22 protein-coding genes and 4 tRNA genes are annotated in these 21,233 nt (G+C 38.7%); 7 read left to right on the top strand and 19 right to left on the bottom strand.

Annotated elements, in window-relative coordinates; translation table 11 throughout:
• Positions 1-54: 54 nt before the first annotated feature.
• Positions 55-1,503, bottom strand: a complete 1,449-nt coding sequence (locus C9J42_RS03620; RefSeq protein ID WP_107245986.1) for an NAD-dependent succinate-semialdehyde dehydrogenase — start codon at positions 1,501-1,503, stop codon at positions 55-57.
• A 239-nt stretch (positions 1,504-1,742) separates the two neighbouring features.
• On the opposite strand from C9J42_RS03620, the gene C9J42_RS03615 reads away from it, so the two are divergent.
• Positions 1,743-2,582, top strand: a complete 840-nt coding sequence (locus C9J42_RS03615) for a pirin family protein (protein ID WP_107245984.1) — start codon at positions 1,743-1,745, stop codon at positions 2,580-2,582.
• 53 nt (positions 2,583-2,635) lie between these two features.
• Here C9J42_RS03615 and C9J42_RS03610 read toward each other — a convergent pair whose 3' ends face one another.
• Complete coding sequence (locus C9J42_RS03610) at positions 2,636-3,112, bottom strand: DUF2947 domain-containing protein (RefSeq protein ID WP_107287116.1); 477 nt, start codon at positions 3,110-3,112, stop codon at positions 2,636-2,638.
• Between the two features lie 168 nt (positions 3,113-3,280).
• Positions 3,281-3,502 carry a hypothetical protein gene (locus C9J42_RS03605; RefSeq protein ID WP_107206273.1) on the bottom strand — a complete coding sequence of 74 codons (222 nt, stop codon included), beginning with the start codon at positions 3,500-3,502 and terminating at the stop codon, positions 3,281-3,283.
• 400 nt (positions 3,503-3,902) lie between these two features.
• Between C9J42_RS03605 and C9J42_RS03600 the strand changes: the two genes are divergently transcribed.
• Entirely contained in the window at positions 3,903-4,697 is a 795-nt protein-coding gene (locus tag C9J42_RS03600) for a DUF3108 domain-containing protein (RefSeq protein ID WP_107206272.1), read from the top strand.
• A gap of 49 nt (positions 4,698-4,746) precedes the next feature.
• Here the strand turns inward: C9J42_RS03600 and C9J42_RS03595 are convergent, their stop codons facing one another.
• The 5 genes from C9J42_RS03595 to C9J42_RS03575 are packed head-to-tail and all read right to left on the bottom strand — an operon-like array spanning position 4,747 to position 8,023.
• Positions 4,747-4,998: a hypothetical protein gene (locus tag C9J42_RS03595; protein ID WP_107206271.1), complete on the bottom strand. Its 252-nt coding sequence runs from the start codon at positions 4,996-4,998 to the stop codon at positions 4,747-4,749.
• Between the two features lie 37 nt (positions 4,999-5,035).
• Positions 5,036-5,602 carry a gamma-glutamylcyclotransferase family protein gene (locus C9J42_RS03590; RefSeq protein WP_107287118.1) on the bottom strand — a complete coding sequence of 189 codons (567 nt, stop codon included), beginning with the start codon at positions 5,600-5,602 and terminating at the stop codon, positions 5,036-5,038.
• A gap of 4 nt (positions 5,603-5,606) precedes the next feature.
• Positions 5,607-6,572, bottom strand: coding sequence for a biotin-dependent carboxyltransferase family protein (locus C9J42_RS03585; RefSeq protein WP_107287119.1), 966 nt, complete (start codon positions 6,570-6,572; stop codon positions 5,607-5,609).
• Positions 6,560-7,258 carry a 5-oxoprolinase subunit PxpB gene (gene pxpB, locus C9J42_RS03580; protein ID WP_107245979.1) on the bottom strand — a complete coding sequence of 233 codons (699 nt, stop codon included), beginning with the start codon at positions 7,256-7,258 and terminating at the stop codon, positions 6,560-6,562. Before pxpB ends, C9J42_RS03585 begins: the two co-directional genes overlap by 13 nt.
• Before the next feature lie 9 nt (positions 7,259-7,267).
• Positions 7,268-8,023, bottom strand: coding sequence for a 5-oxoprolinase subunit PxpA (locus tag C9J42_RS03575; protein WP_107245978.1), 756 nt, complete (start codon positions 8,021-8,023; stop codon positions 7,268-7,270).
• Positions 8,024-8,269: 246 nt separating this feature from the next.
• On the opposite strand from C9J42_RS03575, the gene C9J42_RS03570 reads away from it, so the two are divergent.
• Positions 8,270-8,452, top strand: a complete 183-nt coding sequence (locus C9J42_RS03570; protein ID WP_005368573.1) for a DUF3012 domain-containing protein — start codon at positions 8,270-8,272, stop codon at positions 8,450-8,452.
• 90 nt (positions 8,453-8,542) lie between these two features.
• Here the strand turns inward: C9J42_RS03570 and C9J42_RS03565 are convergent.
• From C9J42_RS03565 to C9J42_RS03545, 5 genes are all read right to left on the bottom strand, one after another.
• Positions 8,543-8,629: transfer RNA gene (locus C9J42_RS03565), tRNA-Leu, on the bottom strand.
• A 103-nt stretch (positions 8,630-8,732) separates the two neighbouring features.
• Positions 8,733-8,819 (bottom strand) — tRNA-Leu (locus tag C9J42_RS03560).
• Positions 8,820-8,885: 66 nt separating this feature from the next.
• Positions 8,886-8,961, bottom strand: a tRNA-Gly gene (locus tag C9J42_RS03555).
• A gap of 20 nt (positions 8,962-8,981) precedes the next feature.
• A tRNA-Cys gene (locus C9J42_RS03550) sits at positions 8,982-9,055 on the bottom strand.
• A 173-nt stretch (positions 9,056-9,228) separates the two neighbouring features.
• Complete coding sequence (locus C9J42_RS03545) at positions 9,229-10,143, bottom strand: PfkB family carbohydrate kinase (RefSeq protein WP_107206266.1); 915 nt, start codon at positions 10,141-10,143, stop codon at positions 9,229-9,231.
• Between the two features lie 733 nt (positions 10,144-10,876).
• On the opposite strand from C9J42_RS03545, the gene C9J42_RS03535 reads away from it, so the two are divergent.
• Positions 10,877-12,754, top strand: a complete 1,878-nt coding sequence (locus C9J42_RS03535; protein ID WP_107206265.1) for a DUF294 nucleotidyltransferase-like domain-containing protein — start codon at positions 10,877-10,879, stop codon at positions 12,752-12,754.
• A 12-nt stretch (positions 12,755-12,766) separates the two neighbouring features.
• Positions 12,767-13,516, top strand: coding sequence for a 3'-5' exonuclease (locus C9J42_RS03530; protein WP_107287120.1), 750 nt, complete (start codon positions 12,767-12,769; stop codon positions 13,514-13,516).
• A 64-nt stretch (positions 13,517-13,580) separates the two neighbouring features.
• On the opposite strand, the gene C9J42_RS03525 is transcribed toward C9J42_RS03530, so the two are convergent.
• The 3 genes from C9J42_RS03525 to C9J42_RS03515 all read right to left on the bottom strand — a co-directional run bounded on the left by C9J42_RS03525 (position 13,581) and on the right by C9J42_RS03515 (position 16,288).
• Entirely contained in the window at positions 13,581-15,155 is a 1,575-nt protein-coding gene (locus tag C9J42_RS03525; protein WP_107206263.1) for a BCCT family transporter, read from the bottom strand.
• Positions 15,156-15,705: 550 nt separating this feature from the next.
• Positions 15,706-15,912: a hypothetical protein gene (locus C9J42_RS03520; RefSeq protein WP_105059910.1), complete on the bottom strand. Its 207-nt coding sequence runs from the start codon at positions 15,910-15,912 to the stop codon at positions 15,706-15,708.
• Between the two features lie 58 nt (positions 15,913-15,970).
• Positions 15,971-16,288 (bottom strand): glutaredoxin domain-containing protein, encoded by a 318-nt coding sequence (locus C9J42_RS03515; RefSeq protein ID WP_107206262.1) that lies wholly within the window; start codon positions 16,286-16,288, stop codon positions 15,971-15,973.
• 444 nt (positions 16,289-16,732) lie between these two features.
• Between C9J42_RS03515 and amrA the strand changes: the two genes are divergently transcribed.
• Positions 16,733-17,350: an AmmeMemoRadiSam system protein A gene (gene amrA / locus C9J42_RS03510; RefSeq protein ID WP_107206261.1), complete on the top strand. Its 618-nt coding sequence runs from the start codon at positions 16,733-16,735 to the stop codon at positions 17,348-17,350.
• A gap of 136 nt (positions 17,351-17,486) precedes the next feature.
• Here the strand turns inward: amrA and C9J42_RS03505 are convergent, their stop codons facing one another.
• The 3 genes from C9J42_RS03505 to C9J42_RS03495 all read right to left on the bottom strand — a co-directional run bounded on the left by C9J42_RS03505 (position 17,487) and on the right by C9J42_RS03495 (position 20,421).
• Positions 17,487-18,566, bottom strand: coding sequence for a DUF3541 domain-containing protein (locus C9J42_RS03505; protein WP_107301655.1), 1,080 nt, complete (start codon positions 18,564-18,566; stop codon positions 17,487-17,489).
• 120 nt (positions 18,567-18,686) lie between these two features.
• The gene (locus tag C9J42_RS03500; protein WP_107206259.1) at positions 18,687-19,826 is read right to left on the bottom strand and encodes an endonuclease/exonuclease/phosphatase family protein; all 1,140 of its coding nucleotides are present in this window, start codon (positions 19,824-19,826) and stop codon (positions 18,687-18,689) included.
• 103 nt (positions 19,827-19,929) lie between these two features.
• Complete coding sequence (locus C9J42_RS03495) at positions 19,930-20,421, bottom strand: hypothetical protein (protein ID WP_107206258.1); 492 nt, start codon at positions 20,419-20,421, stop codon at positions 19,930-19,932.
• A 279-nt stretch (positions 20,422-20,700) separates the two neighbouring features.
• Between C9J42_RS03495 and mobB the strand changes: the two genes are divergently transcribed.
• Positions 20,701-21,231: a molybdopterin-guanine dinucleotide biosynthesis protein B gene (gene mobB / locus C9J42_RS03490; RefSeq protein WP_107245969.1), complete on the top strand. Its 531-nt coding sequence runs from the start codon at positions 20,701-20,703 to the stop codon at positions 21,229-21,231.
• Positions 21,232-21,233: the final 2 nt, after the last annotated feature.

Genomic DNA, 21,233 nt, shown 5'->3' with positions numbered 1-21,233 from the left:
GAAACGCAGTGTAACTCAGCTCGCTAGACATAACGCTAAAAGAATAACAAAATGCTATAAGCCACCCATTAAGGTGTATTTCATCTCAGTATATTCTTCTAAACCTTGATGCGCACCTTCTCGGCCAATACCTGATTCTTTTACCCCACCAAATGGCGCGAGTTCAGTAGAAATTACCCCTTCATTAACTCCGACCATGCCATATTCCAGCGCTTCACTAACACGAAAAGCGCGTGATAATGATTGAGTATAAACGTAAGCTGCAAGCCCAGAATCGGTATTATTAGCGCGTGCAATAACATCTTGCTCATCCGTAAACTTAAACACAGCAGCTAACGGACCAAAGGTTTCTTCACTCGCCACTAACATATTATCGGTTACATTACTTAGCACCGTAGGCTGAACAAAGCAGCTTGTTGAAGGCTCTCGTGTACCTATAACTAAGTTTGCCCCTTTCATTATGGCGTCGTTAATGTGTTTTTCGACTTTCTCAACCGCAGCTCGGTTTATCAACGGGCCAATAGTTACGCCATTATCAACACCATTGCCAACCGTTAGTGCTGACACTTTTTCAGCTAGCTTTTCTACAAATTGCAGATACACATCACTATGAACATAAATACGGTTAGTGCACACACATGTCTGCCCTGCATTACGAAACTTAGAAACCATTACCCCATCAATCGCGCGAGATAAGTCAGCATCATCAAACACAATAAATGGCGCGTTCCCCCCTAACTCTAAAGACACTTTCTTAACAGTAGCGGCTGATTGTGCCATCAAAAGCTTACCTATTGCCGTTGAGCCTGTGAATGAAACTTTGCGAACTCGCTTATTGCTCATAAGCTCTGCGCCAATTTTAACGGCATCTCCCGTAATAACATTAAACAACCCAGCAGGAATACCCGCCCGATGCGCGAGCTCTGCAAAGGCGAATGCAGTATAAGGGGTATCAGGGGCTGGTTTTAATACCACGGAGCAACCCGCAGCAAAAGCTGGACCACATTTACGTGTGATCATTGCTGCAGGAAAGTTCCAGGGTGTTATGGCAGCAACCACACCAACAGGCTGGCGAGAAACTAAAATACGGGCGTCTTCTTTATGGCTTGGAATGATCTCACCGTTTAGACGCTTAGCTTCTTCGGCATACCATTCAACAAAACTCGCCGCATAGGCAATTTCACCTTTCGCTTCAGCCAGTGGCTTACCTTGTTCGGCAGTAAGAATATGAGCTAATTCATCACGGTGTGAAACAATTAACTCATACCACTGACGTAAGATCATCGAACGGTGTTTCGCTGTTGTTTTTGACCACAATCGATACGCTTTATCTGCCGCATCAATCGCAATATTGGTTTCTTCTACACCCATAAGTGGAACATGACCAATAACTTCATTTGTCGCCGGATTAGTAATATTTACCGTTTTACCAGAAAAGGCGTCACTCCATTGGCCATTAATAAATGCTTGCTGTTTAAACAAGCCACCAAAAGAAAAAGTCATTCGTGTTTCCTATTATTTCGTCAATATTGAGTATCTATTTAATGTTGATTATTGTAATACAAATAAATGTTAAACGTTTAATATTCAACTTTCATTTTACCAGTAACCAAATTTTTGTTGCTAATAATGCGGCAGATCGGCGAGTAAGCAACTAGGCTAAAGAAGAGTTGAATATTAATTTGTAATGGCATGATACATAGGCTTGTTTTCTAGCCTTACGAAAACAGGTAACAATAGCAATGACTAGAAAAATTGCAGTAATTCGGCACGGCATAAAACACGGTGCCATCGTCACCTATATCGATACCCCGCATCTTCCTGATACCAACCCCTTTATCCTTTGGGATCATTATTTATCTACTAACCGAGCACATAATGAACTAGGCTTTCATGGCCACTCAGGTATCGATGCTGTCAGCTATCCCGTTATCGGTTCAATCCAAAACGATGACAGTATTAACGGTAAAAATCACATTCAAACGGGTGATATTCACCTCACCACCTGTGGTTATGGTATGGCACATAAATCACTGATGAAACCACACAATGGGATCGCAGAAGCGTTTCAAATGTGGACCGCTTCGCCTTCAGAGAAAGAAGGAGAAATGACTGCGCCATCAAGCACTCATATTGCCAGTAAAAAACTACCTCTCGTTGAAGGCACACACGCGACAACAAAAGTACTCATTGGTCACTACAATGGTGTTGAAAGCCCAATAAAACACAACTGCAATATTATCTATCTTGATATTATTGTCACGTCATACGGTAGTTGGACATTTACACCACCAGAGACCCATGTTGCAGGTTTTATTTATTTACGCTCAGGTCACGCCTATATCGCAAATAATCAACTACATCCGAATCAAATGGGAATTTTTGCTCACTCGCAATTACCCATTACCGTCACAACCACAAACCACAGTGCACGTTTTTTTATTGCGTTAGGCGAGCCATTAAACCAACCTTTAATAACAAAAGAAGGCTCGGTTCATTCTTCAAGCAATAATTTACACATCGCATTAAAAAATATTCAACAGATCATAAAACAATTACAGCCCATTGAAGAAAAAACATAAATAACAACGCCCTGTAATTTAAAAAGAAATAAATATTACAGGGCGTTAGAAAATTATGGGCGTGATGCTAACTGATAAGTACCATTGGATTGAAACCACAGCGCTTGTTTTTGTTTGCGACCCAATAGAATTGGACCATCATCAAAAAACAAAAAGTTTTTCCAGTTACGTTTAAATACACCCCATTTAGTTTCTACAATATTGTACTTTTCGTAGCAAAAATAAATCGTTGTATTATCTTCCCATTGCAAAGCTGTCAAAATAGCAGCTGGCAATGATGCATCATCATCGTTATCCCAAGCATCTTGCCAATCTTCAGGCTCTGACCAGTTTTTTGTATCTGCCGCCCAATCACCGTGCTCAAAGTGATCAGAATCCGGACTCTGTTTACTAATATGTTCCTGCCACAATTGCGAAGAACGCGCTTGGGTTAACGGTTTTATTTGCTCAAGATCTGTCGTAGGAACAGGCATCGAAGCATGGGTAAAAATCCACTTACGCGTGTAATTATCAAGTTCGGTGTAATTCATCAATTAGCCTAAATATATAATGACACCGCAATGTACATCAGACACAAAATTTGTTCCAGTTACAGGCTAAGAAAAAAGCATTCTTCATCGATGATCTCAATGTATCAAAAAAGCTACGATCATCATCGTACTTCATCCATCACTTCCCGTGATTATAATTATCCTGTTTTATTTTTCGTTACCCCATAAATTGCTTACCCAACCGCCCGCATTGTCATCATAATGACTATCATCAAATGTTGTTATTGGCTTTATGGGGTGTTCATTATTATGACTTTCTAGTAGCTGTGATATGTGCATCGCCATAGGATCACCTGTCGATTTCATTTGATGCCGAGTTGCAACTTCTTTGATAATTTGTAATCGATATGACGAGTTCATTTTTTTCATCACACACTCCTCTTTCTTTAGACATAAACGTATAAAAAATAGGCGCGCTAACACTAAACGTCAAATAACTGTATTACTAGTGTCACAACAGACAGGTATAGACCTCGAAATAAAATTTCTTAAATAACAACACGTTATTTTTTAATTAAAAGATGATCTTTACGACCGTTTACAATCAAAATCATAACCACATGATTTAAAAGGAGTTAATAATAGATTAATTTTTTATTTCATTTCAGTCCTATTATTAATTATTACGCTGAAAAAGACATTTGCAGAATGATCTATATAATCGAAGTGGCTTGGTGCATAAAACACATGCTACTTGATCATCTTGTTACCAAACCTGTTAAACTATAAAACGCTAATGTTCGTTATATCTAAATGTTTAGGAGTACCTGTGCGTTTATTGTCTTTATTTACTACGTCGGTTTTATCTTTATTGAGTGTAACAGCCATTGCAGCACCGACAAGTAATCCTTCAACAGCACTACAAAAAGTAAGTCATGCCACCTATTCTTTTCCGAACCAATTTCATCAATGTAAAAAGACATTAAATTACAATATCTTTTTTAAAGGTCAGAAAATTGGTCATTATCAACGTCACATTGTTTGGAAAGGTGATAACGCTGATATTTATACCAACAGTGAGGTTGATGTTTTAATCACTAAATCAAAAATGCACTCTCATACTCAATTACATTGGTCAGATGCTGCTCAACGCTTTATCACGGATAAATTTCAACGAACGATCACTGGACTAATGGCAGGAAATGTCAGTGTAACGTTTAGTAACGATGGCCATAACTCTACAGTGACTGATGATGGAAAAACGCAGAAATATACCAATGCTTTCGCGCCTATTCTTGATGGAGACACAATTGGTAGCCAAATGCGTCTTGATTTAATTGAAGGTAAAAAGAACTTTGATTTCATCATGCAAAATAGTGACGAAACTAGCCACTACTACTTTGCAGTCGTGGGTAATGAAACAATCGATACTAATTTTGGTACTCTAAATACCATTAGGGTTAATCAAACGAGAAAAAGCGATCGCCAACTTTCATTATGGTTTGCGCCATCACTTGATTATCAACTCGTAAAGGCAACTTATCACCGTAAAATTGTCGATTTAGAAGCGGTACTTATGAGTAAAAAGATTGATTGCCCACCAAAGCAGTTATTCAAAAAGTAATCCTCATTGGTAGCAAGAAGCCGAGTTGACTTATAACTCGGCTTCTTATTTATTTCATCGTCACTTTGCCACCAATGATTTTAAATGCAGGTGTACCTCTTACTAATGCATCTCGTGCGAATACCACACCACATTCAGGGCATGTTGCAGATTCAATCGTAAAATCTTTTACAATTCTTTCTTTAAAACATTTTACTAACGCCCCTTTTCCACCTTTTCGATATTTAAATAAGAGCGTTTTACATTTAGCACAAAAGATATCAACTGTTTTTGTCGGCCCTTTTTTATTCGGTTTTGCCACCGTAGATCTCGCTTAAATGATAACGATAAGCAGATCGTTAATTACCTGAAATCGTATTTTCAATGAGTATATCAATCTGCTTTCTATCAGCATCATAAACGCCAGCTAAGTTGCCGTATTTAGGCGAATGACGATCATTTTGATAAGGGTATTGCCAGCCTGTCGTCGTTGCGATAAACATCTCTGCAAATTGATGTGAAATAGATAAACATCCCGCTAAAACCGTATCAACATAGGTTTGTGTAATAGGAAACTGCTGACAAGGTGGTAAAGCACTATTATTGATATACACCCAAACTGGTTCTGATAATGTGAGCTTCGTATTTTCTAACAATTCAATTTGTTGTGCAGTAATTTGAATACGTTGATAACCATGTTCTCTTTGGTCAAAGTCTCTCAAACCTTTTTCATCAACTTCAATTAACACGCCATTACAGACACCTTGTCCCGGCTTTACGACTAAAGGTGCGATAGGATAACTGCCATCAACATTACCCCATGAACGCTGTAAACCATGCACTAATGCAGGATAAGATTTACCAGTATTACCTGTACGGTTTCGCGAGTATTTATTGATCAGGCTTCCATAGCCGAAAATATACATCCAATCACCTTTCTTTCTTTTCGTTACCACAATTGAAAACATTAAAGAATCGACAGAAAGTAAACCATTTCTGTAACTCAAGTTCAAATAGCTCTGGGCTTAATGGTGAAAATCGGATTGAATCTCCCGGTTTTAATTGACTAACCAAATTAAGATCGCGCTGAGTAATGCAACCTAAAATAGGATATCCCCCCAACGTTTGTCGATCATTGAGTAAAATAATGGGCTCTCCTGATGCAGGAAATTGAACCGCTCCCTTTGCTATAGGTTGAGAGATCAATGTCGTCTTATTGGGGAGGATCTTTTCCCCTACAAGCCGATAGCCCATGCGATCACTATGTTGACTCACTTGATATTCTGACTGATAAAACTGCTGCTTTTGCTGTGAAGAAAACCACTCTGCTTGATATGATTCAATAATAGATACCGTTAACTTTTCGGCATAATGGGGTATATAGCGTGCGGGTACTGCTTGAAAATGATAAACGTTATTTCCACCATATTTAGAAAGTCGTTGCCCCTCTTTTAGTGACTGCCCCGTACCATCAAAACCGCCCAGATGATTCCTAGCGACTGTCGATACACTACCTAGACTTTCTTTAACACAAAATCCACCGTCAATGGCTAAATATGCTCTTAACCCCTGACGTGCATAGCCTAACTGCAATACTTGCCCACGCAATAAGCGTACTGTTTGCCAGGGCATAACCTTTTTCCCATCAATCTTGGCTTGCATATCAGCACCAGTGAGAGCGATAGTACAATCGGTAAGAACGTTAAAACTGACTTGCCCTAATGTGATCTCTATTTGAGCTGCATTAGGATCATTATTTAACAATAAATTCCCCCAGCAGAAAGCATGAAGATCCATTGCGCCACCTTGGCTTAATCCATGCTCTGCCACACCATATCGACCGAGATCTTGCAACTGCATTAGCATCCCTGATTCAATGATCTCTAACGCTTCCATAACTGCCCTCCTAGATCTAAAAATTCTTGTTTGGTGATCGCAAAAAATTGCACCTGATCGCCAATTGAAAAAATAGATAACGGGTACTGATCAGCTAAAAATAAGGATTGCGGACAATTACCAATAATATGCCAACCTCCTGGACTTTGATCGGGATATATTGCGGTTTGGTTATCGGCAATACCGACGCTTCCTGCTGGTATTTGAAGCCGAGGTGACAACAGTCTAGGCATTGCGATTTCAGCATCCACCGAAGATAAAAAAGCAAACCCAGCAGTAAAACCTATTGCACCTACCTGATAGATTTTATCACTATGTCGAGTAATGACTTGTTGCTCTGTTAACTGGCTATGAGCGGCGACAGTAGCTAAATCTGGCGCAACATCTGAATGATAATAAACAGGTAATTGATGCAGTTTTGATGTTGAATGGCGAGAGCCTTTATAACTTAGTCGATGATCAGCAAACCATTGCTCACTTGCCGCAACCAATAAAGAATAACAATTACAGTCCAGCCGAAAATGTAACATCACTTTAGTATACGAGGGAGTAACATCGATTAATTCACGACTATATTGTGTTTTAATAAACGTCACGTAATCAGCAATCATGGCTGTTGTTTCAGCGGTAATTTTCTGCCCAAATTCCACCATCATGGCTGATTCAGTTAACCGACTAATAAGCATAATAACGTCCTATTTATTATCATTTGCTGACTGCAATAACAGGGCGATCTCTTTAATTGTTGCAATTGATTCAGGGTTATCACCATGCACACAAATGGTATCAACCTGTAATGTTAATAATTTCCCACTCTGGGTTCTCACTTTACCTTGAGCGAGTTGTAATACTTGCGCTTTTATCAAATCAGGATGGTGATGTACTGCACCAGCTTCATGTCGTGGAACTAATAATCCATCGGCTGTGTAAGCTCTATCTGCAAACGCTTCAAAAAGTAAAGAAACACCTTTTTGTCTGGCTATTTGAATATATGCCTCATTATTTGCTCGTGACAGGACCATAAGAGAAAGAGGAAGAACACGGGAAGTATTAAGTTTTGCGATCGTTGAAACAATGACTTCGAAAATTTCAGGATCTTGCATCATTTGGTTATATAACGCGCCATGAGGCTTCACATACGTAATAGATACAGCATTCAGCCGACATAACGCATCTAGCGCCCCGACTTGGTAAGCCACACTATGACTGATTTCATCCAACGTATGGGGAATAGGCCGTCGTCCAAACCCTTCTTTATCATTATACCCAGGGTGAGCACCTATGATCACATCATGATGTTTAGCTAAAGCAATCGTTCTTGCCATCACTGTCGGATCGGATGCATGAAAACCGCACGCAATATTCGCCATATTGATCCATGGCATCACTGCTGCATCATCTCCCATATTCCAAGCACCAAAACTTTCGCCCATATCACAATTTAATTTCATCATGCCCTCCTTACAATCATGCCAAATCACGGACTATCAATAATTATCTTAGCCCTCCGAAGCATCAGAGTATTGGTATTTAGCAAACCAGCCTTTTACTTTGTTATTGAAATATTACATAATTATCACATAAAACACTTTTTAAAATTTGCTAATACGTGACCTTTCAGCCATTCTTACGGCATTGTGAGTAATCGCAGAAATTTAACGCTGAAGCTGATAATTAATCAGTAATAAAGGATGTTTATGAAGAAGTTATTTATTTTATTAGGTGCTGTAACATTACTTTCTGCATGTACACCGGAAGTGGGCAGTGAAGATTGGTGTAACCAATTAAAAGAAAAACCAAAAGGTGATTGGACAGCGAACGAAGCAACCGAATTTGCTAAAAGTTGCATCATTCGTTTCGGCACTGATAGCGATAAATAACAAAAAAGAGCCTTTCGGCTCTTTTTTATTTGATGTACTCACATTACAGACGAAAAAAAAGCTCATCTAATGATGAGCTTTCTTTATAGATGGTGCCCCGGGCCGGACTTGAACCGGCACAGCGCGAACGCCGAGGGATTTTAAATCCCTTGTGTCTACCAATTCCACCACCAGGGCACGCAATTACTTGCGATGGGTAAGACACCATCTGTAGATATCGCTTATTCGCTATATCTTTTAATTCTATTTTTTCTTTTTTACCTAATAGGTAAAATAAAGATGGTGCCCCGGGCCGGACTTGAACCGGCACAGCGCGAACGCCGAGGGATTTTAAATCCCTTGTGTCTACCAATTCCACCACCAGGGCACGCAATTACTTGCGATGGGTAAGACACCATCTATAGATACCGCTTATTCGCCATATCTTTTAATTTGGAGCGACACACGAGGTTCGAACTCGTGACCTCAACCTTGGCAAGGTTGCGCTCTACCAGCTGAGCTAGTGTCGCATAATATTCTCAAAAGAGAATGGAGGCGCGTCCCGGAGTCGAACCGAGGTCCACGGATTTGCAATCCGCTGCATAGCCACTCTGCCAACGCGCCATTTTGTTCACACCGAGGAGTGAGTTGCTCTTCGGTATGGGGTGCATTCTACGTAATGTAGCTTTTGAGTCAATACTATTTTTTAAAAAATAATGCTAAGCGATTATTTTACAACCAAATTATATGATTCAGCCTGTGATTTGGTCATCATAAGATGTAAAAACATCATTGCGTTACATCATATCTCGCATTGCTGCAGCAGGGATCACTGCTTTAGAATGAGTCTGTACTTTTAAAGTCAGCTCTTTTCCAAGATTAAGTGAATGGCGAATGCTTTTACCGCTAATCCTTCCGGCCAGATATCCTGCAATAAACGCATTATCTGCAATATAATCCGTCGTCTGCCCTATTGGTTGGATCACAGATATCTTCATTTGAGTATGAAGGGCTTTAAGATCGCTTATCGGGTGGTCGCTATATTGTTTAATAACTAATTCACAGCAGTTCGAGTGACTATAGCGTTCAATAATGTCAAAGCTAGTGCCCCAGATTCGTTGTTCGTCTTTTATCTCAATGAAAGCAATGTCTATATATGGTAATAACTGACATATCCAGTATCTTGCTTGCTGTGGTGTCCACATATGAGGCCGATATCGATTATCAAAATAGACTTTGCCGCCATCTATTTTATATTTTTCTAACAGTACCAATAACGCTGCTTTTGCTTCATCGGTTAATAATGCAAAGCTTACTGCACTGATATAAATAGCATGATAGTTATAGTTACTTAATGCTATTTCAAGTGGTGATGACTCCCTTGAAAAGTAATAACGAGCAGCATTATCTTTATTCCAAAAATGGCGGTAACAGTGCCCTTCTCTATCTGTCTCGATATAACAAAGATCAGGGAATTTAGTCGAAAGATACCGGACTAAACTCGTATCAATGCCTTCTTGCTGCCAACACGATAATAATGATAGTGATAACTTATCAGTCCCTACGGCAGTCGCATAACTGACAGAAATAGCTCGAGATTGTCCAAGCCGAGACAAATACAAGGCTGTATTGGGTACATCTCCACCATACGTTGCATACTTAGTCGTGTTATTTATTTCAACAAGCGCTTCACCAAAGAAAACAATTCTCACACGGATACCCCATCGTCAGATATCTAAGATTATGCTTCCATTCATATTCATCGTTATGTTGTTTATTAAAGCCTAATACAAATACGACGAATATTGATAATACAATCATCTAGATTTAAAGTATTTTCAGTTCATTATATGGCATAAATGCAATCTCCATGATTAACGTTATTAATGACGTTTTATCAGCTCTCTTCGATGAAAATAGATAGCTACTGCGAAGATACTTTTGTCTCATTATTTAAAAGAAACGACTTAAATACGGATGATTATCTATGCTATTTTTGTCGGCAAGATCTCATCATTATATATTATTACGTTATTTAACTAAGGTATGTAATGTACATGGATTCAAGCCTTTTTATTTGATCTTGCTGTTCTTCTTTTTGCAATTTCGGTAGGTTTTGCCGTTTCGTTTCTAACAGTAAAATATGATGAGATTGATGAGGTAACTGAAAGCAAAATTGAAGCGTGTTTTTTCTCTGGGGCGCGCCTATCGGTAGCGGCTGTATTGCTTATCTCTTGATGTAATTCAATTTTCAGAATAATTTGACCTATCTTTTACGCTTGTAGCCGTGACAAGCGTTTAATTCCTCTTCCGTATGCTTTAACCTCATTTATACGTTAAACTTTCATCTATCTATTACTTAATCGCTTTCTTAGCTTTAATAAGCAATAGATCATTGAATACCCAACGCCAACTAAATACTTGCCTTAAATAACGGAAGATGTAATGGAAGCGGAACAAATAGAAATTCTCAATTTTATCTCACAGTATCCGCCTTTTGATACTTTGCCAGAAGAGCAACTTCATCAACTTGCTCTTGAAGTCGAAGTCGCTTATTACCGTGCGAGCACCATGATATTGAATACTGGCGATAGCATTCATGATCTGTTTTTAATTCGAAGTGGTGCTGTTGAAATATACCGCCGTAAGGGCGAGCTCTACAATCGTCTTGATGAAGGTGATATTTTCGGCCAAATGGGCTTGTTGATGAACAACCGAGTCCGAATGCCAGCAAAAGCGCTAGAAGATACTCTACTCTACTGTATTCCCAATACTCTATTTATTGAACTTTGCGATAAATACGATAGCTTTGCGGATTTCGTTGAAGTTGAAGATGGGGCTCGTTTACGTCATGCCGTATCAAGCCAACATGATGAAAATGATCTGACGACATCAAAACTAAGAACTTTGATCACTCGTGATGCCGTCATCATTGATCAAAACGAAACCATTCAAACGGCAGCACAAACAATGGCTGAAGAAGGCGTTTCTGCATTATTACTCAGTGACAGTAATGCTACCGATGACGATGATGAAAACGATTATGTCACGGGAATTATTACTGATCGTGATTTATGTACCCGAGTATTAGCCGAAGGTATTTCAACCTCAAAGCCTGTTTCTTCAGTCATGACAGCAGAACCCATTACACTCGATCATAATGCCTATGTATTTGAAGCGATGCTGACTATGCTGCGTTATAACATTCACCATTTGCCTGTACTTAGAAACAAACAACCAATAGGTGTTATTAGCGTTTCTGATATTGTTCGCTATGAATCGCAAAATAGCTTACTTCTCGTTAGTAGTATTTATCAGCAGCAATCTGTAGAAGAGCTCATTCAATTATCAGCACAAGTTAAAGACTGCTTTGTGCGCATGGTTAATGAAGACGCTAACTCGCACATGATTGGCAGCGCAATGGCAGAAATTGGACGCAGCTTTAAACAGCGTTTATTAGAATTAGCAGAAGAAAAGCTCGGTCCACCACCTATTCAATACTGTTTCTTGGCCTTAGGCTCTATGGCACGAGATGAACAACTCATCGTCACAGACCAAGATAACGCCATTATTTTAGATAATTCCTTCGATCATGATAAACATAATGCGTACTTTGAAGCACTTGCGACTTTTGTTTGTGATGGCCTTGCTGCATGTGGTTATGCCTATTGTACTGGCGGCATTATGGCGACAAATCCAGAATGGCGAAAAACCCGACATGAATGGGAACAATGTTTTGCTGATTGGATTGATAATCCAAAACCTCAAGCGTTATTAAATAGCTCTATCTTTTTTGACTTAGGCGGTGTTTGGGGCAGATTACGTTGGGCTAAACAACTTAATGGTTTTATTGTTCGTCGTGCCCGTAACAGCCCTCGCTTTTTAGCTTGCCTTGCACGCAACGCAATCAATCGCACGCCACCATTAGGCTTCTTTAAAGATTTCGTAATGGAAAAAGATGGACGTCATAATAACTCGATTAATCTAAAACGTCGTGGTACAGCGCCATTAGCAGATTTGATTCGTGTCCATGCCCTTGCGGTAGGTTCACGTTCACAAAATTCGCTCGAACGTTTGGACGATATTATTGAAAGTGGAATTTTACCACCTGGACGGGCTCAAGATCTTCGCGATGCCATGGAATATATTTCATTAGTCCGTATTCGCCATCAAGCGTTGGATGTTGAAGAAGGGCAAGAGCCTGATAATAGTATTGAGCCTGAAAATATGTCCGATTTTGAACGCCGTAATCTTAAAGATGCTTTTCAAATTTTAAGTAAAGCCCAAAACTTCGTGAAATATCGCTATCAAGCAACACGATAAGGGTGAGAAAGCATGTTTAGAGAAGTATTCAAAAAAACATCATCAACCCACTTCATTCGTAATACTCCGATAGTGGATTGGCAAACAAAGTTTGCGGAACTTGCCCATGATGCTAAAGACCAACGAATTAAACAATATTATCAACATGGTATTTTTAGTGGTGATACCCCATTAAAGGACATTGAATTTGTTGCTTTAGATTTTGAAACAACAGGGCTCAATGCTAACAAAGATGACATTATTAGTGTCGGGCTTGTTCCCTTCACCATCAATCGTATTTATTGCAGACAATCACAGCATTGGGTGGTAAAGCCAAAAGCAAAACTAGATGAAGACTCCGTCATCATTCATGGTATTACACACTCAGATGTACAAACGGCGCCAGATATACGTCGAATTTTAGAAGCGGTATTAGATTCTTTAGCAGGTAAAGTCGTAGTGGTGCATTACAAAGCCATCGAACGACAGTTTATGGATAAGGCATTACGAGTGCGATTAAACGAAGGTATCCAGTTTCCTGTTGTTGATACTTTAGCGCTTGAATCATTTATCCAAAACCAGCAATACAGTAGTATTTGGGCGAGATTAAAAGGGAAAAAGCCAGGTTCAGTTCGATTAGGGAAATGTAGAATTCGATATGGATTACCCGCTTACCAACCTCATCACGCGTTAACAGATGCCTTAGCGACAGCTGAGCTATTACAAGCTCAAATCGCATATCACTTCCCCCCCGATACGCCAATTGAGCAAATTTGGGAATAAAAAAAAACCGCAGTATGAACACTGCGGTTTTTATTACCATTTTAGGCTAAATCACCCTTGATAATTACTTGTACTTTTCGGTTCTAAAGCCAAGCATTAAGCTGACACACATCAGCAACAATATAATGGTAAACGGAAGTGCCGTTGAAATGGTACCCGCTTGAAGCGCTTGAATTGCTTGGGTACCTCCTACCCACAACAATGCAATCGCAATTAAACCTTCTATAATAGCCCAAAATACACGTTGCGTTACTGGATTATCAACTTTACCACCTGCAGTAATACTATCGATAACCAGAGAACCTGAGTCTGAAGAAGTAATAAAGAAAACTAAAACTAAACAAATACCAATAAAAGATAAGATAGTACCGAGTGGTAAGGCATCAAACATTTGGAACATAGCAAGTGAAACTTCAGTAATACCATTTTTACCTAAAGATCCAATGCCATCCATCACTTGGTGAATTGCTTGACCGCCGAATACTGACATCCAAACAGTGGTAACCACGGTAGGCACAATCAAGACAGCAATTAAGAATTCACGGATAGTTCGACCTTTTGAGATACGAGCAATAAATGAACCTACAAATGGAGACCATGAAATCCACCACGCCCAGTACACTACAGTCCAACCATGAAGCCAAGCCTGATCTGTTCGACCAAATGGGTTACTTAATGGAATAAAGTTTTCTACGTAACCCACAATCGTCGTTGGGATCGTATGCATAGACACAGAGAAACCAACAGCACCGACAAACACTAATAAGGTCAGGGCGACTAACATGTTAATGTTACTTAATAACTTAACACCGGAATCAATGCCTTGAGCAACAGAATATATGGTAATGATTGTTACACCGATAATAATACCAATTTGTAACCCCAAGCCACCATGAGTACCAAATACATGGTTAATACCACTTGCTGCTTGCTGAGCCCCTAGTCCTAGTGATGTTGCTAAACCAAATAATGTTGCAAGCACAGCAAGGATATCAATGATATGCCCAGCCCAACCCCAAGTACGATCGCCAAGGATAGGATAAAACACCGAACGAATAGAAAGAGGTAAACCTTTATTATAAGCAAAAAATGCCATTGAAAGCGCAACAACACCGTAAATAGCCCATGGATGTAAACCCCAATGGTACATAGTTGCACCCATCGCGACTTTAAAGGCCTCTGGCGTTTCAGGGGTCACACTTAGCGGTGTTGAACCACCCCATCCGGTATAATACGCGGCAGGCTCAGCAACACTCCAAAACATTAAACCAATCCCCATACCCGCAGCAAAGAGCATCGCTAACCAAGACATGGTGGAATGTTCAGCTTCTGCGTCTTTCCCGCCCAAACGGATACGGCCGTAAGGAGAAATGATGAGTCCTAAACAAAAAATAACAAAAAAGTTTCCCGCCAAAAGAAACATGGTATCGAATTTATTTACGATAGCATTTTTAACACTATCTAACGCTGCTTTTGCTGTTGCAGGATCGCTGATAAGAATTGCTGCTAAAAAGAGAACAATTAATCCTGCACTAACACCAAATACCGCATTATGGACATCAAAGCCCCATTTTTGGACATTATCTTGTCCAATTGTATAGTCGGTATTATGAATACTATATTTATCGTGCTTACTCATTTATAAAGTCCCGTTATGATTACAACTCAAACCATCAATACTTAGTCCTGTAAATAAAATCTGAGCGGCAATATATAACCATTTCATCATAATAACTGTCAATAGATGGCTTAATCGTCTAAAAACAATTCATTTGTTATAAAAAACACCATATCCCATAAAAAATAATGATATCAGTGTGTAAAATTAATAATGCTTTTCATTGTACTCTAACTACTACCCTATCAACTTTAGACTGTTTTTTTATCGTTGGCTGATAAATATAATTTTATCATCGTAGTTATTTTTATACTTTAATTCATGATGTTATAACTTAAGCTTAAATTTATAAAATTATCAGCTATCAAAGTTATCTCACTTCCGTAAATAGCTTTTTATTATTAATCACTGCATTAACTAGCAATATAAAAATAGAAATTGAGAATGCCGATTTGCCAGAAATAGTGTGCAACTCCGTAACACTCGTTATCAGTAATGTGGGAATACTTATCTAAAAAAAACAATTCAATGGTGCTTTTTTATACACCCTACAATTAAAATATCCCCTTAACTAGGCGAAATCTAAATGAATATGAGTACAGCCTTTTTTACATGCAATCCCTGGTTGTTCGCTTTTTTCAGGTGGAACTAAGAATAATGATTGATCACATTCTTTACAGTTAACTACTTTACCTTGCATCACTTTTTTAATAATAGCTTGTTGGTCACCAAACGATTGTTTGGCCTGTTTGTTTAATTGAGAAAAATCGAGTTTCATAAGATCAGCTCATACATGTACTATTAATAGATATAAAAAAGGGCTTTTCAGCCCATTTTTATAATTCAAAATCATCAAACTCAGTTGCTTCAACTTGGCGCTCAAGAAAAGCGACTAAATCGTCATGACCGCCAATATATTTATCATCTAAAATAATTTGAGGTACAGTACGAACCGTTAGCCCTGCCTTTTGTTCGATGAAATCAACCATCACTAATTTTGATAAATTTAGCCCTAAAACAAGTGTTGTATACTCGATACCACGCTCATCAAGTAGTGCTTTTGCTTTCACACAAAACGGACAATTCGGCTGCGTAATTACTAAATTGTCGTATTGCTCAAGCTGTTCGATTGTTAGGTTTTTTACTTCAGTCATCACAATGCCACTTCTTCTATAAGATAAGTTGGTCAAGATAATTGAAACTTGCTTAATAGTAAAACATCTACTTCACACCTGTTTACGATCTAAACAATATTTAATTTTAGTTGCACTGTTCACTTTCTATTCGCAATTACTCATTGATAGTCAATTAGTAAAACCCCTTTCCAACAGATAAAATATAACAATTTGTTTTATAAGAAATTAAAATACAAATACTGAATAAAATAACGATAGAAAAGTTAACAAATTTTAACCTTTCACATGTTGAACATTCATCGAAAATAGATGATATTAATTACCTCACTACCGTTAACTGTTTCGTCAGTCCTTTTGCATTCAAACACTAACGGATAATCAAAAGCAGCCCAATGAACAATAATAAATCGCTTTTATCACGGAATTTAACTGCTCTGTCATTACAGAGTTAAGGAGAGAGTTGTGGATATAATAGCTACACCACAAACATATAATAAAGGTGAGTTAACTCAATTACTGGATATTGCACGCAATGCTATTCATGACCATTTTTCTGATCGTCCGATAAATGCACCTCGGCTTAATCATTACACGCGAAAGATGCAACAACATGCAGCATGTTTTGTTACCTTAGAGGTGAATAATGCATTGCAAGGCTCTATGGGGACAACTATTGCTTCGCGTCCATTAGTCATAGAAGTTCATAATAAAGCCGTGGCTAGTGCATACGAAGACCGTCGCTTTATGCCTCTTTCTGAAGAACAACTTGATGAATTAACAATCGAAATCGAAGTATTATCGCCACTTGAAACGTTGCCAATTCACTCTCATCAGGCCTTAGTCGAACACTTACAAATACCTAGCAATCGCCAAGGTATTGTATTAATTGATCGCTACACGCAAACAACAATGCTACCAAGTGCGTGGAGAAAAGGGATCACACCAGATCATTTTATTCAGCAATTGAAACAAAAAGCGGGGTGGTCACCAAGCTATTGGTCACCCAATATGGTTGTTAAAACCTTCACAACTAGCGCACTGAAAGAAAAATACGCCAAAATTCGTAGTAAATATTTCTAACAGCCTACGCAAGCAGCAGTAACTGCTGTTGCTTGCTTATTCAAACCTTTCCGGTACTTTGTCAAAATATTTAATTGATATTGTTTGATTCTCAATCAATTCTATTATGCGTAAATATACCTTTACCCTTCCTATGCTATTTTGCAATCAATCCATACGGTATATGCTTGAACATTTGAGGATGGTCGCTTAGCGTCGGCGCTAAATGCGTTTCTTTCCAATCGAGTAACATTATCGCAAGTACATTGCGGTGCTCACCAGAGACTAAATCTATATCACCCGTTACTGATGGGATCATTCCATGCTGAGGATTTATTGCTTGCTGAATCACCTTGCGGGTTTTCTCTACTACGGGATCTGCCTCTAACCCTGCCAATAAAAAGTTAATCCCGACCTCTGCAATAACATCCTCTTTCGTTTCAGCAATAATCTTATCGATATTTTTGCGGTAGTAATCAAAAATCCATTGATGATCTTTTTCATGGAGCGGTAATTGATAGTATTTCGATGCCGCAAAAATAATATGCGTTAACCCATAAATTTTATTGCTGTATTGCAGAGAAGATAATTGATTGTCTTGACTATCAGGATAAGTTTCACGAAAAGCAATAATGAAATCATTCACCACATCTTGTTCACCCAGTTGTCTTAACCAATAGACTTGATTTGCAAGTTGTGCTGCCCACGCTTGGATCATTTCAGGATCAGTAACATATTTTTTAAAATCATAACGGCGAAGAACCTGCCTTAATTGCGCATCATTTTGATGCTTTAATCCATACTCATCGGCACGCGCCATTGAGCCGAGCAACCCAACGCCTAAATATACATATTCAGGCATCGTTTGAGTCGCTTTATATCGACGTTGGCTACGCTCTTTAGGTGATGTTTTATAATTCGCTAATCGCGCTAAACTGTATCGCTGTACTTGCTCAGGTGTCACAACTTCTGTTGAATAGCGATTTAAGTTACTCGCAACTCGCGCCATGTCCTGCCATATCGCGGCTGCGTATTTAGGATCTAACGACTGCCGATACATACGTAAGCCATAATGCCCCGCTGTATAGGCTGGCAATGTATATAACTGAGGCTCAAAGGTTTGGCGGATCTGATTAGCGCTTTGTTGATATGTCGGATTAAGCTGTAAACTATTTGCCGCAACAGACCAACAAAATAAAAGACAGAAAAACCAATAGCGGCTAAGTACCAAACGCATAATGACTCCCCCCGAAAAATAACCAGGGTGAAGAGTAACATTAGGTATTACTATCTCTGTTAACTTTTATCTCTAAATAATTGTTATAATATAAATATGCCAACATGATCACATCGTCATTTAGTCCGCAATATTAATATCAACCCACACCATTCGATGATCTGATCCTGCAGAAGGCTTTTCTCTACCTTTACAATCTAAAATAAGTTCACGTAATAAATCATGTTTATCCGGCCAAAAAACCCCCGTTTTTATCACATCTAAATTTCTTGACGGCAACACATAATCTAACCGCAACCCAGCTAAATGCGTCCACTCATTTTTACGGCCAGTACGCTTTTGCCAAGGATAATAATGCCTTGCACCTTCACTTTTAGGCGTCTGCTTGCCACTACTAACCCTTGTATTTATTTTATCGAGTTTCAGTAGGTGTTTAATCGCGTCCTTAAATCCGTCGCCATCATCTAAATCAGCATTTAAATCCCCCATTACAATAAAGGCATCATCAGGTTTTAATCCACCAACTTGATCATTATCGTCAACTAAATAGGATTCATCATTAATGATGTCGATTAAAAGCTGGATTTCATCATGATTACGTTTTGCATTTCGACGTTCGTTACCGTCAAACACAGGAGGGGTTGGATGACAACACAGTAAATTAATTTCTTTATCTTCAACAACAATAGGCACAACAACATGATTTTTAGAAGATAAACGTAATATCTGCTGAGCTTCTTTTGAATAATAATCGACAGGCATTAAGTTATTCGGCATATCCTTCCAAAGAAAGTGCTGCCACGTTCGAATATTCTCTTGCTGCAGTGGACATTTAGATAAAATAACAAAACCAAAATGACCATGAAATTCACCGTAACCTTGGGCATCTTCTGGTAACGTGCAGAGACCATCACCGTTTAGATCTATTTCGGTTATTAGGCCGGTATTGGATGAAGGGCAATAGCGATAAGGGTAATCAATCGCAGATTGTTGATATTGAGAATGAGATAAATAATGCTGACAAAAATTATCAAGGCTACCATCATCGCCCCCATTACCAGGGTGATCAAATTCACACAGTAACAAAACATCAGCATTAACATGCTGGATAATAGCGGCGAGTCGCTGAAATCTTTTATTAGTTAAACCCGATGTTTGCTGAAAAATACGCCCTTGTTCTGGCTCAGACATCGCGACATTAAACATAGCCACACGTAAGGATTGTTTTGTTTCTAAAACGGTTGATAAAAACTCTGCCACACGTTATCTCGTTATCAATCATTGAAAACGGCATTGTAAACATCCAACCCATGTTTACAAATACAAACCTCGTAACTTAATTTTTCTAAAGATAAAATTTTAATTAAGATGACTTAACCAATGTATCTATCGCTAAGCGGATTTGTTTTGCATCATATCCTGCTTGATGCCTCATCGCCCCTAAGTTATCTAAAGCCAATTTAAAGTGTACCTGACCCAGTCCATTTTGATTTTTTAACCAATGGCTTACCTCTGTAAGCACAAAAGATGGACGCATATGTGCTGCATGGTATAAACGCCCCAGCCAGAATAGATCCCATTCACTGTCACATAAAACCAAATCATATTGACCTAAAGTCGTATTTAAATGTTGGCAAACATCCACTACTTGCATCCCAGTCTCTTCAATCATTGACCGAGATATCTTATGGATATTGTGTTGAACATCTTTATCCCAATGAGACCAGTTATCGGATGCAGATAGCGGATTAATTAACATGCTACTGTTTGTTCCATCTGGTAAAGAATACCCAACCTCAATCGGATATGAATGTTCAGATAAACCTGATGCCTCAAAATCAAGTATTGCCCACATTTCACACTCCCTGTATTTATAACTATGCTGTTAATCATCAATGTCCCTACTGTGACAACAACCCAATAACTATTTAAAGAATGCCCACACCTTTTAACTTTAGACCGTCACTCATAACACAACAAAACTTTCATAGATAAGGATTACTTTTAAGACACACTACACATAAGTAATAAAAGACTTACTTTAATTAATCGTTAGTAAATACAGCGCATTGCTGCATTTCCCCATCATTTAACGATATAATTACTGACACTGTATTTTGACCTAAAAATAGCTATGATTACTTCTCCCACTCCTCTGATTGGCTTTGCGGGCTTTAGTGGCTCAGGAAAAACAACGTTATTAGAAAAAGTAATCCCGTTACTCAAGCAACGTGGTATTCGATTAGGTTTAATAAAACATAGTCATCATGACATTGAACCTGATGTACCAGGTAAGGACTCTTATCGATTACGTCATGCGGGTTGCGGGCAAACATTACTGGCAACAAAATCACGCCACATGCTTTATTTTGAATACCCAGAAGATGAACGTAAAGATCCTGAACTTAACGACTGTTTAGAGCAACTCGATCACAGCAAGCTCGATCTTGTATTAATTGAGGGGTTCAGAGAGCAAGCTTTTCCTAAAATAGAAATTCATCGTCCGTCTTACAATAAACCCTTATTGTATCCTAACGATCCTTACATTATCGCATTTGCTACTGACGCAGATACTCAACTATGTCCGCTACCGCAGCTAAATATCAATGATCCTGAGTCTATTGCGCAATTTATTCTTACTTGGTTAGAAAAAGATGGTCACTAGAA

Source organism: Photobacterium sp. GB-56 (genome assembly GCF_003026105.1).
In the GTDB taxonomy this organism is placed as follows: Bacteria; Pseudomonadota; Gammaproteobacteria; order Enterobacterales; family Vibrionaceae; genus Photobacterium.
The sequence above is the reverse complement of the archived record's forward strand: the minus strand, read 5'-3'. Positions and strand labels throughout refer to the sequence as shown.

Bases quoted from the DNA above. Each gene is read 5' to 3' on its own strand.
- C9J42_RS03620 (WP_107245986.1), bottom strand. From the start codon at position 1,503: ATGACTTTTTCTTTTGGTGGCTTGTTTAAACAGCAAGCATTTATTAAT.
- C9J42_RS03615 (WP_107245984.1), top strand. From the start codon at position 1,743: ATGACTAGAAAAATTGCAGTAATTCGGCACGGCATAAAACACGGTGCC.
- C9J42_RS03610 (WP_107287116.1), bottom strand. From the start codon at position 3,112: ATGAATTACACCGAACTTGATAATTACACGCGTAAGTGGATTTTTACC.
- C9J42_RS03605 (WP_107206273.1), bottom strand. From the start codon at position 3,502: ATGAAAAAAATGAACTCGTCATATCGATTACAAATTATCAAAGAAGTT.
- C9J42_RS03590 (WP_107287118.1), bottom strand. From the start codon at position 5,602: ATGTATATTTTCGGCTATGGAAGCCTGATCAATAAATACTCGCGAAAC.
- C9J42_RS03585 (WP_107287119.1), bottom strand. From the start codon at position 6,572: ATGGAAGCGTTAGAGATCATTGAATCAGGGATGCTAATGCAGTTGCAA.
- pxpB (WP_107245979.1), bottom strand. From the start codon at position 7,258: ATGCTTATTAGTCGGTTAACTGAATCAGCCATGATGGTGGAATTTGGG.
- C9J42_RS03575 (WP_107245978.1), bottom strand. From the start codon at position 8,023: ATGAAATTAAATTGTGATATGGGCGAAAGTTTTGGTGCTTGGAATATG.
- C9J42_RS03570 (WP_005368573.1), top strand. From the start codon at position 8,270: ATGAAGAAGTTATTTATTTTATTAGGTGCTGTAACATTACTTTCTGCA.
- C9J42_RS03535 (WP_107206265.1), top strand. From the start codon at position 10,877: ATGGAAGCGGAACAAATAGAAATTCTCAATTTTATCTCACAGTATCCG.
- C9J42_RS03530 (WP_107287120.1), top strand. From the start codon at position 12,767: ATGTTTAGAGAAGTATTCAAAAAAACATCATCAACCCACTTCATTCGT.
- C9J42_RS03525 (WP_107206263.1), bottom strand. From the start codon at position 15,155: ATGAGTAAGCACGATAAATATAGTATTCATAATACCGACTATACAATT.
- C9J42_RS03520 (WP_105059910.1), bottom strand. From the start codon at position 15,912: ATGAAACTCGATTTTTCTCAATTAAACAAACAGGCCAAACAATCGTTT.
- C9J42_RS03515 (WP_107206262.1), bottom strand. From the start codon at position 16,288: ATGACTGAAGTAAAAAACCTAACAATCGAACAGCTTGAGCAATACGAC.
- C9J42_RS03505 (WP_107301655.1), bottom strand. From the start codon at position 18,566: ATGCGTTTGGTACTTAGCCGCTATTGGTTTTTCTGTCTTTTATTTTGT.
- C9J42_RS03495 (WP_107206258.1), bottom strand. From the start codon at position 20,421: ATGTGGGCAATACTTGATTTTGAGGCATCAGGTTTATCTGAACATTCA.
- mobB (WP_107245969.1), top strand. From the start codon at position 20,701: ATGATTACTTCTCCCACTCCTCTGATTGGCTTTGCGGGCTTTAGTGGC.